Origin of the sequence: Micromonospora ferruginea (assembly GCF_013694245.2) — a bacterium.
GTDB lineage: Bacteria > Actinomycetota > Actinomycetes > Mycobacteriales > Micromonosporaceae > Micromonospora > Micromonospora robiginosa.
Genome location: NZ_CP059322.2, coordinates 2,804,174 through 2,819,442 on the forward strand (window position 1 = coordinate 2,804,174; position 15,269 = coordinate 2,819,442).

Genomic DNA, 15,269 nt, shown 5'->3' on the forward strand with positions numbered 1-15,269 from the left:
ATCGACCGGACACGCGGGGTGGGTCAGACCGGGACGGCCTCCCGGGTCTCCGCCTTCTTGGCGGCCAGGCGCTTCTCCCGCTCCTGGGCGCCGATCAGGTCGTCCGGCAGGGAGTCCTCGACCTCCAGGTCGAAGCGGCGCAGCAACCGGATCGCGAAGCCGCCCAGGGTGATCAGGATCAGGACCACCCCGAAGCAGACGTACGCGAAGCCGATGCCGCGGCCCGGACCGGTGCCGATCACCGCGCCCACCGAGCCGGCCAGCGACCCGCCCGGGGCGAGCATCGGCTCGAACACGGCGGTGGCGGCCGGCGCGAGCACCGCGAAGCCGATCGGCAGCGTGGACCAGGCGATGGTCTGGTTCAGGCTGAACACCCGGCCGTGGAAGCGCTGCGGCACCTTCACCTGGACGATCGTCGCGTAGATCGACTGCGCGGTGGTCATCGCCATGGCCAGCCAGCAGAAGCCGATGCAGATCATCACGATCGACGCGTCCAGGCCGATCAGCACGCAGCCGATCGCGGTGCCCAGGTTGCCGATCAGCACGCCGATCATCCGCCGCTTGCGCGGACCGCCCCACAGCGACATCAGCACGCCGCCGAGCACCGCGCCCACCGCCTCGGCCAGCGCGACCTGGGCGACCTGGGTGGGGCTGCCGAACGACAGCACCAGCGGCGTGGTGAGCACCAGCGCCGGCGCCAGGAAGATGTTGCCCAGCGCGAAGTAGCCGAGCATCAGCCGGAAGCCGCGGTGCTGCCAGGAGTAGCGCAAACCGTTCGCGATGGCCACCAGCAGCCGTTCCCGGGGCCGCCAGCCGAGCAGGTCCGGGAAGCGGACCACGGCCAGGGTGAGCACCGCGACGACGTAGCTGGCCACGTCGACGATCAGGATGCCCTTCAGCTCGATCGCGGCGAGCAGGCCGGCGGCGAACGCCGGCATCAGCAGCGTGGCCACGCCGGTGGAGAGCTGGGTGATGCCCATCGCGTGCCCGAGGAAGCGCTTCGGCACCAGTTGCGGCACCGCCGACTGGAACGCGATCCGTTGGAACGACCCGGCCACCGAACTGAACGCCACCAGCAGGTAGATGTGCCAGAGCACCAGGTTGTCGGTCCACAGCAGGAGGGCCAGCACCAACTGGATCGAGCCGGCGACGCTGCTGGCCAGCATCATGATCCGGCGTCGGCTGACCCGGTCCACCAGGGCGCCGGCCACCGGCAGCATGAGCACGCCGCAGATCAGCGCCAGCGCCCACAGCAGGCCCAGGTCGGCCACCGAACCGGTGCGGTTGAACAGCCAGATCGGCAGCGCGAACGCGGTCAGCGCGGACCCGGTGCTGGAGACGAGCTGCCCGACGGTGACCGCCAGGAACCGGCCCATGCTCGGCTTGACCGTGGTGTCGGGCTTGCGGTCCTCGCCGACCCGCAGCATGTCGTGCACCGCCCAGCCGGCGTCCTCGCCCCGCGCCTCCGGGTCGAGCCCGGTCAGGTCACCGGCCACCACCGCGGGATGCGTGCGGGTGACGATCTCGGCCAGCTCCTCGGCGCGGTACTTCAGGAAGAAGTGCCCGGCCTGGTCGAGCACGACCAGCCCCAGCGTGTCGCTGAGGAACTGCCACTCGGCGTACCGCTCGCGGTAGTAGTCGGTGACCGGGTCCTCGGAGCCGACCACCGAGACGATCGGGGCGCGCAGCTTCGTGGCCTGCCGGTCGAGCAGCCCGGTGAAGTACTCCTCCGAGGCGCGGGAGTCGGCCCGCATGTTGCTGATGATCCGGTCGGCCTGCTCCGGGTCCAGCTCGTCGGTGTCCACGCCCATCGACTTGAGCCAGCTCGCGTAGTGCTTGTTGCTGCGGAGCTGCTCCAGCCGGTTGCGGGCGGCCGCGAACGGGCCCTTCGGGCGGGCGAACGGGAACATCGCGCCGATGTAGACGGCCGTCAGGTCCCGGCCCGCCGCCTCCACCTTGCGGGCCACCTCGGCGACGATCGCGCTGCCCACGCCGCAGTGGCCGTAGAGCGCGATCGGGCCCTCGACCCGCTCCACGATCTCGTCCGCGACCCGGGTGGTCAGCTCGTCGAACGGCAACGCGTCCTCGCTGAGGCCCACGTCGTGACCGGGGATGGCGAGCGACCACAGGCCGTACCCGGCCGGCAGCGCGTCCGCGAGCGGCTGGTAGACGATGGCGCTGCCGCCGCCGTACGGGACGCAGACGTAGGTCAGCACCCGCTTGGCCACCGGGATCGGCTTGGTCAGCTCGTAGAGCAGCCGGCGCGGGCCCTCCTGGGTGGCGTCGCCGGAGATGAACGCGGCCAGGTCGCGGATGGTGCGCTTCTGGAACAGGTCCATCACGCCGACCGCCCGGCCGCCCAGCTCCGCCTTGCGGATCTTGGCGACCACCTGGGTGGCGAGCATGGAGTGCCCGCCCAGGTCGAAGAAGTCGTCGTCGATGCCGAGCGTCGCCACGCCCAGCACCTCGGACCAGATCGCGGCGAGGGCCCGCTCGGTGTCGTCGCGCGGCTCGACCAGCGCCACCGACGCCTCGCGGGTGACCACCGGCGCGGGCAGCGCCTTGCGGTCGAGCTTGCCGTTGGGGGTCAGCGGCAGCGCGTCGAGCGTGACGAACGCGGCCGGCACCATGTACTCCGGCAGCGTGTCCTTGAGCGCCGCCTTCAGCTCGGCGTGCTCGGCCGGCCCGACCAGGTAGGCGGTGAGCCGCTTGTCGCCGGGGCTGTCCTCGCGGACGATCACCGTGGCCTCGGTGACGCCCGGCTGCTCGCGCAGCGCGCTCTCGATCTCGCCCAGCTCGATGCGCAGGCCGCGCAGCTTCACCTGGTGGTCGATCCGGCCGAGGAACTCGATCACCCCGGCGCCGTCCGGCCCGACGACCCAGCGGGCCAGGTCACCGGTGCGGTAGAGGCGGGCGCCCGGCTCGGCCGAGAACGGGTCGGGGACGAACTTCTCGGCGGTCAGCGCCGGCCGGCGGTGGTAGCCGCGGGCCAGCCCGACGCCGCCGATGTGCAGCTCACCGGCGACCCCGACCGGGCACACCGCCCCGGACCCGTCGAGCACGTGCAGCCGCAGGTTGGCGATCGGCGCGCCGATCGGCACCGCGTCCACCTCGGCCAGCCGCGCCGGCTCGCACGGCCAGGCGGTGACGTCGATGGCCGCCTCGGTCGGGCCGTAGAGGTTGTGCAGGCCGCACCAGGGCAGCCGGGCGGTGAAGTCGACCGCCGCCGTCAGCGGCAGCTCCTCGCCGGAGCAGATCACCCGGCGCAGCGCGGTGGCCGCCTCCACGCCCTCCTCGGCGAGGAAGACGGTCAGCATCGACGGCACGAAGTGCGCGGTGGTGATCCGCTCGGACACCAGCAGGTCACGCAGGTAACCGGCGTCCTTGTGGCCGCCCGGCTTCGCCAGCACCAGCCGGGCGCCGGTGCGCAGCGGCCAGAAGAACTCCCAGACCGACACGTCGAAACTGGCCGGCGTCTTCTGCAGCACCGCGTCGTCGGCGCCGAGGCCGTACGTCTTCTGCATCCAGTCCAGCCGGTTGACGATGCCCCGGTGGGTGTTGGGCACGCCCTTCGGCCGGCCGGTGGAGCCGGAGGTGTAGATGACGTAGGCCAGGTGCTCCGGGCCGGCCAGCGGCGCCGGGTCGGTGGTCGGCCGGTCCGCCCAGACGGTCGCGTCGTCCAGGTCGAGCACGGTCGCCGAGGTGGCCGGCAGCACGTCGCGCAGGTGCGACTGCACCAGCACCACCGGCGCGTCCGCGTCGGTGACCATGAAGGCGAGCCGGTCCGCCGGGTACTCCGGGTCCAGCGGCAGGTAGGCGCCGCCGGCCTTGAGCACGCCGAGCAGGCCGGCGACCAGCTCCACCGAGCGCTCCGCGCACACCCCGACCAGCGTCTCCGGGCCGACGCCGGCCGCGCGCAGCCGGTGCGCGATCCGGTTGGCGTCCGCGTTGAGCTGCGCGTACGTGCGGCTGTGCCCGTCGATGGTGACGGCGACCGCGTCCGGGGTGGCGGCGGCCCGCTCCTCGATCGGGCCGTGCAGCGTCTCGTCGCGCGGGAAGTCCGCCGCCGTGTCGTTCCAGCCGGCCAGCAGCTCCCGCTCACCCTCGGGCAGCAGCGGCAGCCGGGACACCGGCGTGTCCGGCGCGGCGACCACCGCGTCCAGCAGGGCGGTCCACCGCCGGGCCATCCGCTCGACCGTCGCCCGGTCGAACAGGTCGGTGTTGAAGACCAGCTTGCCCCAGAGTCCGTCCACGGTCTCCACCGCGTGCAGCTCGAAGTCGAACCGGGTCGCCTGCAGCTCCATCGGGGTCCACTCGAAGGTGACCTCGTCGCTGCGGGACACGCCGCGGAAGCGGCCCATCTCGTAGTTCTGCAGCACGAACATGGTCTGGAACACCGGGGAGCGGCTGACGTCGCGCGCCAGCCCCAGCTCGTGCACCACCTTGGCGAACGGCACGTCGGCGTGCTCGAAGCCGTCGAGCACCACGCGGCGGGTGCGGGCCAGCAGCTCGGTGAAGGTCGGGTCGCCGGCCAGCTCGGACCGCAGCGGCAGCATGTTGATGAACATGCCGACGACGTTCTCCAGCTCCGGCGCGGACCGGCCGGCCACCGACGCGCCGACGGCGAAGTCGTCCTGGCCGGCGTGCCGCGCCAGCATCACCTGGTACGCCGACAGCAGCGTCATGAACAGCGTGCCGCCGCTGTCGCGGGTGAGCGTGTTGAGCGCCTCGGTGGCCGCCGGGTCGAGCTGGAACTCGACGAAGTCGCCCCGGTAGGTCTGGGTGGCCGGGCGGGGCCGGTCCAGCGGCAGCTCCAGCGGGGTGATCCCGGCGAGGCGCTGCTTCCAGTAGTCCACGTGCGCCCGGGCCTGCGGACCGTCCAGCTCCCGGGCCTCCCAGGCGGCGAAGTCGCCGTACTGGATCGGCAGGGCCGGCGGCTCGCCGCCCCGGTAGAACGTGATCAGGTCGCGCAGCAGCACGTCCACCGACCAGCCGTCGCCGACGATGTGGTGCTGGCCGAGGAAGAGCACGTGGTCGGAGGCGGACAACCGGATCAGCAGGGCCCGCAGCAGCGGCCCGTCGGCCAGGTCGAACGGCTCGGCCGCCGCGGCGTCGACCAGGGCCTGCGCGGCGGCCTCGTCGGCCGCCTCCACCACGGTCAGCGGGATGTCGGCGGTGTCGGCGACCACCACGGTCGGGCGGCCGTCGGCGTCCGCCGGGAAGCGGGTGCGCTGCGACTCGTGCCGGGCGCCGAGCGCGGCCAGGGCCGCGCGCAGCGTCTCGACGTCGAGCGGTCCGCGCACCCGCAGGGGCACCGCGATGTGGTACGCGGCCTCGCCCGGGGCGAGCTGGTCCATGAACCAGACCCGCTCCTGGGCGTAGGACAGCGGCACCTCGGCGCCCTCGGGCCGGGGGGTGATCCGGGCCGACGGGACAGACTGGCGGGCGCGCAACCGCTTGGCGATCAGCGCCTGCCGGGCCGCCTCGCGGGCCGGATCCTTCAGGTCGGTCATCAGTTGGTTCCCTCTTCCGCCGCGAGCAGCGCGGCGACCTCGGTGTCGGAGAGGCCGTCGAGTTCGGCGGCGATCCGCTGTTCGATCTGGGCGGCCAGGTCCGCCACCACGGGGCTGGAGAACAGCGCCCGCATGGGCAGGTCGACGTCCACCTCGGCGCGGATCCGGGCCATCGCCCGCATGCCGCGCAGCGAGTTGCCGCCGAGGGTGAAGAAGTCGTCGAGCGCGCCGACCTTCTCCACCTGGAGGATGTCGGCGTACACCTCGGCGACCAGCGCCTCGGCCTCGGTGCGCGGGGCGACGTAGCTGTCCTCGGTCGGTTCGGTGGCCGCCGGGGCGGGCAGCGCGGCCCGGTCCAGCTTGCCGTTCGGGGTCAACGGCAACGCGTCCAGCCGCACCAGGGCGGCCGGCACCAGGTGCGACGGCAGTTCCCGGGCCAGCTCGGCGCGGACCGAGTCCTCGTGCGCCGGGCCGACCAGGTAGCCGACCAGCGTCGGCTCGCCGCCGCCGTCGGTGCGGACCGCCGCGGCGGCCGCCCGCACGTCCGGGTGGGCCAGCAGCGCGGCCTCGACCTCGCCCAGCTCGATACGCATGCCGCGCACCTTCACCTGGTCGTCGCGGCGGCCCAGGTAGTCGAGCGTGCCGTCGGGACGCCGGCGCGCCAGGTCGCCGGTGGCGTACATCCGCGTGCCGGGCGGGCCGTACGGGCAGGGCAGGAAGCGCTCGGCGGTCAGGCCGGGCCGGTCGTGGTAGCCGCGGGCGAGCTGGACGCCGGTGACGTACAGCTCGCCGACCACCCCCGGCGGCACCGGCTGGAGCGCGCCGTCGAGCAGCAGCGCCCGGGTGTTCCAGGTGGGCGTGCCGATCGGCACCGGGCCGGGCGCGACCGGCTCGCCCGGTGCGACGCGGGCCGCCACGCAGCCGACGGTCGCCTCGGTCGGGCCGTACTCGTTGACCACCGCGACCTCGGGGTGCGCGGCCCGCCAGCCGGCGAGCTGCTCCCCGCTCAACGCCTCGCCGCCGATCACCAGGTCGGTGGTGGGCGACAGCTCGCCGTCGAGCAGCGGCAGGTGGCTCGGGGTGACCTTCAGGAACGACGGCCGGCCCCCGGCGCGCGCGGCCGGGGAGTCGATCGCGGCCAGCCGCACCGCGCCGCCGGCGGTGAGCGTGCCGAGCAGGCCGGTGACGGTGAGGTCGAACGAGACTGGCGAGTGCAGCAACGCCGCGCCGGCCAGCCCCGGGTAGGTGGCCCGGGCCCAGGCCAGGTAGGCGGTCACCGCCCGGTGCTCGACCACCACGCCCTTCGGTCGGCCGGTCGAGCCGGAGGTGTGCAGCACGTACGCCGGGTGCCCGGGGCGCAGCGGGGCGACCCGGTCGGCGTCGGTCAGGTCCCCGCCGGGCTGGTCCGCGCCGACCTCCCCGTCGAGCACCAGCGTGTCGCCGGCGGCCGAGGCGGCGGTGTCCGGGGTGGCCACCACCAGCGCCGGCGTGGCGTCGGACAGCAGGTAGGCGATCCGGCCCGACGGATAGGCCGGGTCCACCGGCACGTACGCGGCGCCGGCCTTCAGCACCGCGAGCATCGCCACCACCAGCTCGCAGGAGCGGGGCAGCAGCAACGCGACCCGGGTCTCCGGGCCGGCGCCACGGGCCACCAGCAGCCGGGCCAGCCGGTTCGCCGCGGTGTTCAGCTCGGCGTAGCTGAGCGTCGCGCCGTCGCAGACCAGCGCCGCCGCGTCCGGGGTGGCGGCGACCTGCCGCTGCACCTCGTCGACCACGGTGGTCACCGGCACGTCGCGCGCGGTGTCGTCGCCGAGGACGAGGTTCCGCTCGTCGTCGGTGAGCAGCGGCAGCGCGCCCACCGTACGCTCCGGTTCGGCCACCGCGGCGGCGAGCAGCCGCAGGTAGCGCCGCACCACCGTCTCGGCGGTCGCCCGGTCGAACAGCTCGCTGCGGTAGACCAGCCGGGACTCGCCGGTGGTGATGTCGAACGCCAGGTCGTCCTTGGTGGTGCCCAGCTCGATCGGGTCCAGGCCGGAGTCCGGGATCCAGTTCAGCGCGGTCTGGAAGACCGGCTGCACCGACGGGTCGCGCTGCGGGTCGACCGCCTCGACGATCTTCTGGAACGGCGTCTGCCCGTGCTCCATGGCGTCGATCAGGCCGTTGCGGACCCGGCCCAGCAGGTCGGCGAAGGTCGGGTCGCCGGAGACGTCGCAGCGCAGCGCCACCGGGTTGACGAACATGCCGATCAGCGGCGCCAGCTCGGGGTTGTCCCGGCCCGCGGTGGAGACGCCCACGACCACGTCGGTGTCGCCGGAGATGCGCGACAGCAGCGCCGCGAAACCGGCCAGCAGCACCATGTACGGCGTGGCCTGCGCGCCGACCGCCAGCGCGCCGATCCGGTCGAGCAGCCCGTCCGGCAGCGCGAAGCGCACCTCGTCGCCGGCGAAGCCGAGCTGCGCCGGGCGGGGCCGGTCCAGCGGCAGGCCGGTGACCGCCGGCGCACCGGCCAGGTGACCGGTCCAGAACGCGAGCTGCCGGGCCAGCTCGTCGCCGGTGAGCTGCTGGCGCTGCCAGACCGCGAAGTCGGCGTACTGGATCGGCAGCTCGGGCACGGCGGCCTCGGTGCCGCTGCGCACGGCCTCGCAGGTCGCGCGCAGCTCGGCGTGGAACAGCACCGCCGAGTGGCTGTCGAAGACCGCGTGGTGCGCCACGAACGCCAGCGCCCAGTTGTCCTCGAGGCGGATCAGCCGGGCCCGCCACAGCGGCGCCGCGTCCAGCGGGATCGGGGTGCGGGCCAGCTCGGCGCGCAGCCGCTCGAACTCGGCCAGCCGCTCGCCGGCCGGCAGGTGGCTCAGGTCCACGGTGGGCAGCGGTGTCGCCTCGTGGGCGCGCACCACCTGCACCAGCGCGCCGTCGTCCACCCGCAGGTGGGTACGGAGCGCCTCGTGCCGGGCCACGATCCGGTTGACCACGTCGCTCGCCGTCTCCGCGTCCACGCCGGCCGGGAAGGCCCACGGGACGGAGACGTTGAACACCGGCGAGCCGGCGTCGAGCTGGTTGGCCATCCACACCCGTTCCTGGGCGTACGAGGCCGGGAAGGTCCACTCCTGCTGACTCATGAGAGCGCCTCGCGTACCGAGCGCGGGCGCATGTCGGTCCACACCTCGTCCACGTGGGCCAGGCACTCCTCGCGGCTGCCGGCGAAACCGGTGTCCTGCCAGCCGGCGGGCAGCTCCCGGTCGGCCGACCAGATCGAGTACTGCTCCTCGTCGTTGCGGACGACCAGGAATCGGGGTTCGGCCATGTCAGTTCGCTCCAGCGGTGTCGGGGGTGTACGCCTCGGCCATCGCCACGGCGATCTTCCGGGGGCCGGTGAACGGCTCCCGGCCGTGCGCGGCCGTCATGTTGTCGACCACCAGCACGTCGTCGCGCTGGTAGTCGAATCGGACCGTGGCCGCCCGGTAGGCGGCACGCAGGTGGTCCATGACGTCGGCGGGGATCTCGCCGCCGTCGCCGTAGTAGGTGTTCGACGGCAGACCGTCCGCGCCGAACATGGCCAGCAGCCCCTCCTGGTAGTCCTTCGGCAGGGTGCTGAGGTGGAAGAACGTGGCGTGGTTGAACCAGCGCGGCGTGTCCGAGCCGGGCCGGTGGTGCACCACGTCGCGCACCGCGCGGGTGCGCAGGCCGTCCTTGCCGACCCACTCGGGGGTGATCCCGTTGGCCGCCGCGTACGACTCGACCTCGGCGCGGCTCTCGGTGTTGAACACCTCCTGCCAGCGGGTGCCGAAGTCGCCGTGGAAGTTGCGCACCAGCATCCAGCGCCGCCGGACGAACTCCTCGCGCACCGCCGGGTCGATCAGCTCGTACACCCGGCGCACGTCGGCCAGCGGCGTGGCGCCCCGGGTCTCCGGCGCGGTGACGCAGTAGAAGAACAGCGTCAGCGGCCAGCGCGCCTGGTAGGAGTTCTCGTTGTGCAGGAAGATCTCCTCGTCCGGCGGGTAGTCGGTCGAGGTGTAGACCCGGCCCTTGATGGAGTGCCGGGGCGAGGACCGCTCGGTGTAGGTCAGCGGCTCGCCGGCCAGGGCGCGCACGGCGGCGTCGAAGCCGTCCACACCACCCACCTCGAAGCCGCGGAACAGCAGCCCGCCGCTGGCGACGAGGGTGTCCCGCAGCTCGGCGCGCCGGGCCGCGATGAGGTCGGTCAGCGCCCGGCCGTCGTTCTCGACGACCACCGGGAGCGTGGCGGTTGTCTCGCTCATGATGCGGTGTCTCCTTGGGTTGCGTCGGGGGGTGTCAGCCGCGGGGCAGCCGCGGAATGGCCGGAATCGCCGCCGGGGCGGCCGGTTGGTCGGCGGGGGCCTCGGCGCGCAGCTCCTCGATCCGGGCCGCCAGACCGGCCACGGTGGGGGTCTCGAAGAGGCTGCGCATCGGCAGCCGCACCCCGGTCGCCTTGCGCATCGCGGCGATGAGCTGCACGGCGACCAGCGAGTTGCCGCCGAGGGCGAAGAAGTCGTCGTCCACGCCGATGTCGGTGACGCCGAGGCCGTCCCGCCACACCTGGGCGATGGTCTTCTCCAGCTCGGTGCCCGGCGCGGCCGAGCCGCCACCGGACGCCGCCGGCGCGCCGGTCGGGGCGTCGGTCTCCTCGGCCAGGCTGTCCGTGGTCACCCGGGCGGCCCGGCGCCGGATGTCGGCCACCGTGCGGGTGGCGATGACCACCTGCGCGCCCAGGCCGGCGCCGAGGCTGCGGCGGAACGCCTCCGCCCCGTCGACCGGCCGGATGTCCTCGGTGACCACGGCCGGCGCGTCGGCCTCCGCCGGAGCCTCCGCGAGGTTGCCGGTGACCGCGCCCTGATCCACCCGGCGCAGCACGAAGTCGCTGATCGCGACCAGCTCCCGGCCGTCCGGGTCGCGCAGCGACAGGTCGGCGGCGACCACCTCGTCGGTGGCCGCCGGCCGGTGCCGCAGGTGACTGTGGAACTGCTCCGGCAGCGCCCCGCGCACCACGATCCGCCCGTACGACAGCGGCAGGTAGGTGCCGCTGCCCTGGCCCCGACCGAACGCGGTGGCCACGTCCAGCAGCGCCGGGTGCAACCCCCAGGCGGGCAGGTCACCGCGCGCCGCGGCGGGCGCCTGCACCCGGGCCAGTTCCTCACCGTCGGCGAGGTGGTGCTCCGCCAGCGCCGCCCAGCGCGGCCCGAACGTGAGCATGCTGGTGCGTCCGCGCCCGAACGAGGCGTCGTCGTCGACCCGCCGGCCGGCCACGGTGGCCGGGGCGGCCGGCGGCGCGGCCTCGGTGGTCCACCCCGCCGCGCCGCGCACGTGCGTGCGCAGCCGGCCGGCGGTGAGGCTGGCCACGGTGAAGTCCACCCCGTCCTCGGTCGGGGCCAGCTCCACCCGGTATTGCGCCACGGCGCCGTCCGGCACCGAGAACGGCTCCAGGAAGACCACGTCGCGCAGCTCCACCGCGGCGTCCGGCGCCGGCGCGGGCAGCGCGGCGACCACCGCGGCGCGCACCGACTCCAGGTGGGCGGTGCCGGGCACCACCGGCACCCCGCCGATCCGGTGCTCGTCGAGCAGCCAGTGGGTGTCCGCCGCGACCAGGCCGTGCAGCACCGTGCCGTCCGGCCCGGCGACCATCGTGGTCAGCACCGGGTGGGTGACCGCGCTGGTGACGGTGTCCCGCCCGGCGGCCCGGAACGCGGCCGGCGCGGCGGTCTCCACCGCCATGCCGACCTCGGCCCAGCCGCCCCAGTTCTGCGACACCACCGGCGCCCGGAAACCGGCACCGGACCGGGCCAGCGCGTCCAGCACGTTGTTCGCCGCGCAGTAGTCGACCTGGCCGAAACCGCCGATCACCGCGGTGATCGAGGAGCAGAGCGCCACGAAGTCCAGCGGCAGGTCGCCGAAGACCTGGGCCAGCGCGAGCGTGCCGGCGAGCTTCGGCGCGAGCACCCGCTCCGCCTCGGCCCGCTCCTTCACCTCGGCCATGCCACCGCCGGGCAGGCCGGCGGCGTGCACGATGCCGTCCAGCCCGCCGAAGCGGCGCTCCGCCTCGGCGCGTACCCGGCGCAGGTCGTCCGGGTCGGTGACGTCGGCGGCGAGCACCAGCACCTCCGCGCCGGCGGCCTCCATCCGGCGGATCGCCGCGATCGCCCGCCCGGCCCGGTCGGCGCCGCCGTGCACCGCCAGGTGCCCGTCCCAGTCGTCCCGCTCGGGCAGGCCGGAGCGGGCCAGCAGCACCAGCTTGGCGCGGGTCCGGCGGGCGAAGTCCTCGGCCAGGGTGACGCCGATGCCGCCGAGCCCACCGGTGATCAGGTAGCGGCCCTCCTCGCGCAGCACGCCCGGCTCGTCCTCGGCGGCCACGGTCACCTGCTCGTAGCCGCCCACCCAGCGCCGGTCGCGCCGCAACGCCACCTCCGGGTGCTCCGGGTCGACCGGGCTGCGCAGCTCCACCGCCAGGGCGGCCACGCCACGCGCGGCCGGGTCGGCGTCGAGCAGCCGGACGGTGAGGCCGGGCAGCTCCACCGGGAGCACCCGGGCCAGGCCGGCGAGCGTGGCGTGCTCCGGCCGGACCAGGTCGTCGCCGCGCACGTCGCCGATGCCGGCGGTGACCAGGTCGAGGTGCACGCCCGCCTCGTCGGCGGTCAGGCCGGCGCCGGCGAGCGCCTGCACCAGGTGCAGCGCGCCGAAGAAGCCGCGCTCCTGGGCGGCCCAGGCGGCGGCCACGTCGGTGCCGGCCGGCTCGCCGTCGAGCGCGAACGCGTGCACGATCCGCCGGGGCAGGTCCGCGCCGAGCGCCGCGACCAGCGCCTCGGCGTCCTCCCGGGAACCGGGGCGCAGCCGGAAGCCGGTCGCGGTCGCGGTGAACGCGCCGCCGGCGCGTACCTCCACCGGGTCGTCGCCGGCGACCCGCAGCGCGGCAACGAGCGCCTCGCCGCGCGGGCCGTCGGCCAGCACCAGGCAGCGGCCCAGCGGCGCGACCTCGCGGGCCGGCGCGGCCTGCCGCCACACCGGCACGGCGAACCACTCCGGCAGCGGGCGGGGGCCGGTCTCCACCGGGGCCGCGGCCTCCTCCCGCACCGGGTCCGGGTCGACCCAGTAGCGGCGCCGCTCGAACGGGTACGTGGGCAGCGGCACCCGCCGCGCGTCGGGGTCGACGGCCAGGTCCACCGGCGCCCCGGCGCACCAGAGCGCGCCGGCGGTGCCGAGCAGCGTGGCCAGGTCGCCGGTGGGCTCGCCCGGCCCGGGCAGGCTGCCCAGCGGGGTGAGCGCGCGCTGCGCCTCGCCGGCCTTGGCGACCTGCATCCGGGCCAGGTTGGCGAGCTGCCGGCCGGGGCCGCACTCGACGAGCGCCCAGGTGCCCTCGGCGAGCAGGGTGGCCACGCACGCGCCGAAGCGCACCGGCCGGCGCAGGTGCGACGCCCAGTACGCCGGGTCGGTGGCCTGCGCGTCGGTGATCCAGGTGCCGGTCACGTTGGACACGAACGGCACGGCCGGCGCGCGCAGCGGCACGGTCGCCATCAGCGCGGTGAACTCGTCCAGGATCGGGTCCATCATCGGCGAGTGGAAGGCGTGCGAGGTGCGCAGCAGCTTCGACTTGTTCTTGCTGCCCAGGCTCTCCGCGAACGCCTCGACCAGCGGGGTCTCGCCGGCCACCACGCAGGTGCCGGGGCCGTTCACGGTCGCCACCGACAGGCCCTCGGGCAGCGTGTCGGCCACCGCCGACTCGTCCAGCGTCACCGCCAGCATGGACCCGGCCGGCAGGGCGTGCATGAGCCGGCCCCGGGCGGCGACCACCCGCAGCGCGTCGGGGAGGCTGAGCACCCCGGCGACGGTGGCGGCCACGTACTCGCCGATGGAGTGGCCGATCATCGCGGCCGGGGAGACGCCGGCGGCGCGCCAGGCGGCGGCGAGCGCGTACTCGACGGTAAACAGGGCGGGCTGGGTCCAGCGGGTCTCGGTGAGCTTCGTCGCCGCCTCCGGGTCCCGGCCGAGGATCAGGTCCCGGATGTCCAGGCCCAGCTCGGGGTGGAGCAGCTCGGCGCACTCGTCGACGGCGGCGGCGAACGTCGGGTCCTCGGCGTACAGCTCGGCGCCCATGCCGGCATACTGCGAGCCCTGCCCACTGAACAGGAAGGCCACCCGGGGGGCTGGGCCGTCGGCGACGCCCCGCTGGGCCTTGCGCCGGTCGCGCAGCGCGGCAACCGCCGTCGGGGGGTCACCGGCGACCACGGCGGCGCGGTGCGGGTAGCGCTGGCGGCCCACCCGCAGCGTGTGCGCCACGTCGGCGAGCAGGTCCGGGCCGCCGGCGGTGGCGCGCTCCAGGTGGTCGGCGAGGTCGCGGACCGCGGCGTCCAGCGCGGTCGGGGTCTTCGCCGACACCTGGAGCAGGTGCGCGGGGCGGACCCGCCGCTCGGACCGGTACGCCGCCGGCGCCTCCTCGAGCACCACGTGCGCGTTGGTGCCGCCGATGCCGAACGAGCTGACGCCGGCCCGGCGCGGCCCGCCGTCGGCGTCCCACTTGGTCAGCGTGTTCGCCACGTAGAACGGGGTGTCGGCGAAGTCGATGGCCGGGTTCGGCGTCTCGTAGTTGATGGTCGGCGGGATCAGCCCGTGCTCCATGGCCAGCACCGTCTTGATCACGCTGACGATGCCGGACGGCTGGCTGAGGTGGCCGATGTTGGACTTCACCGAGCCGATGCCGCACCAGCCCCGGTCGTCGGTGTCGCGGGTGTAGACGGCGGACAGCGCGGCGACCTCGATCGGGTCGCCGAGCGCGGTGCCGGTGCCGTGCGCCTCGACGTAGCTGATGCTGCGCGGGTCGATCCCGGCCAGCCCGACGGCCTGCGCGACGGCCTCGACCTGCCCGTCGATGCTGGGCGCGGTGAAGCCGACCTTCCCGGCGCCGTCGTTGTTGATCGCGTTGCCGAGCACCACCGCGCGGATGGTGTCGCCGTCGGCGATCGCGTCGGAGAGGCGCTTGAGCAGGGTGACCCCGACGCCGCTGCCCCAGACCGTGCCGTTCGCGTCGGCGTCGAACGGCCGGCACCGCCCGTCCGGCGAGGTGAAGCCGTCCATGCCGATGTAGCCGGCGTGCGGCAGCTCGATGTTCACGCCGCCGGCGAGCGCCATGTCGCACTCGCCGTTGCGCAGCGCCTCGCAGGCGAGGTGGAACGCCACCAGCGAGGTGGAGCAGGCGGTGTGCACGGTCAGGCTCGGCCCGCGCAGGTCCAGCCGGTACGACACGTTGGTGGCCACGTAGTTCGGCGAGTTGCCGGTGGCGATGGAGACCGCGCCGTGCGGACTGCCGCCGACCCGCTTGTTGCGCAGCACGTAGCGGTTCAGGTAGGTGGTGCCGCCGGTGCCCGCGTACACGCCGACCGCGCCGTCGTAGCGGCCCGGGTCGTAGCCGGCGTCCTGCAGCGCGGTGTAGCAGCTCTCCAGGAACAGCCGGTGCTGCGGGTCGGTGATCTCGGCCTCGCGGGCGGTCATCCCGAACAGGCCGGCGTCGAACTCGTCGTAGCCGTCGACCAGCGGGGCCCGGTTCACCCAGCTCGGGTCGTCGACCTCGTCGGCGCTGACGCCGCGGGCGATCTGCTCGTCGCGGGTCAGCTCGGTCGTCGACTCCACGCCGTCGACCAGGTTGCGCCAGAACTCGTCGACGTCGGCCGCGCCGGGGAGGCGGGCGGCCAACCCGACGATGGCGATGGGTTCGATGCCGTCGTCGGCGGCGGGAATGTCGTCAGTCATGGG

The 15,269-nt window shown here is 74.6% G+C and carries 5 protein-coding genes; all 5 read right to left on the bottom strand.

The features are described 5' to 3' along the window. Nucleotides 1-23 precede the first annotated feature (23 nt). The 5 genes from H1D33_RS11910 to H1D33_RS11930 are packed head-to-tail and all read right to left on the bottom strand — an operon-like array spanning nt 24 to nt 15,266. A complete protein-coding gene (locus tag H1D33_RS11910) occupies nt 24-5,513 on the bottom strand; it encodes a non-ribosomal peptide synthetase/MFS transporter (RefSeq protein WP_181568005.1) in 5,490 nt (1,829 codons plus the stop codon). Continuing rightward, the gene (locus tag H1D33_RS11915; RefSeq protein WP_181568004.1) at nt 5,513-8,632 is read right to left on the bottom strand and encodes a non-ribosomal peptide synthetase; all 3,120 of its coding nucleotides are present in this window, start codon (nt 8,630-8,632) and stop codon (nt 5,513-5,515) included. Before H1D33_RS11915 ends, H1D33_RS11910 begins: the two co-directional genes overlap by 1 nt. Beyond that, nucleotides 8,629-8,817 carry an MbtH family protein gene (locus H1D33_RS11920; protein WP_181568003.1) on the bottom strand — a complete coding sequence of 63 codons (189 nt, stop codon included), beginning with the start codon at nt 8,815-8,817 and terminating at the stop codon, nt 8,629-8,631. Before H1D33_RS11920 ends, H1D33_RS11915 begins: the two co-directional genes overlap by 4 nt. A gap of 1 nt (nt 8,818) precedes the next feature. Continuing rightward, nucleotides 8,819-9,772: a TauD/TfdA family dioxygenase gene (locus H1D33_RS11925; RefSeq protein WP_181568002.1), complete on the bottom strand. Its 954-nt coding sequence runs from the start codon at nt 9,770-9,772 to the stop codon at nt 8,819-8,821. Between the two features lie 34 nt (nt 9,773-9,806). Beyond that, nucleotides 9,807-15,266: a type I polyketide synthase gene (locus tag H1D33_RS11930; protein ID WP_181568001.1), complete on the bottom strand. Its 5,460-nt coding sequence runs from the start codon at nt 15,264-15,266 to the stop codon at nt 9,807-9,809. Between the last annotated feature and the right edge of the window lie 3 nt (nt 15,267-15,269).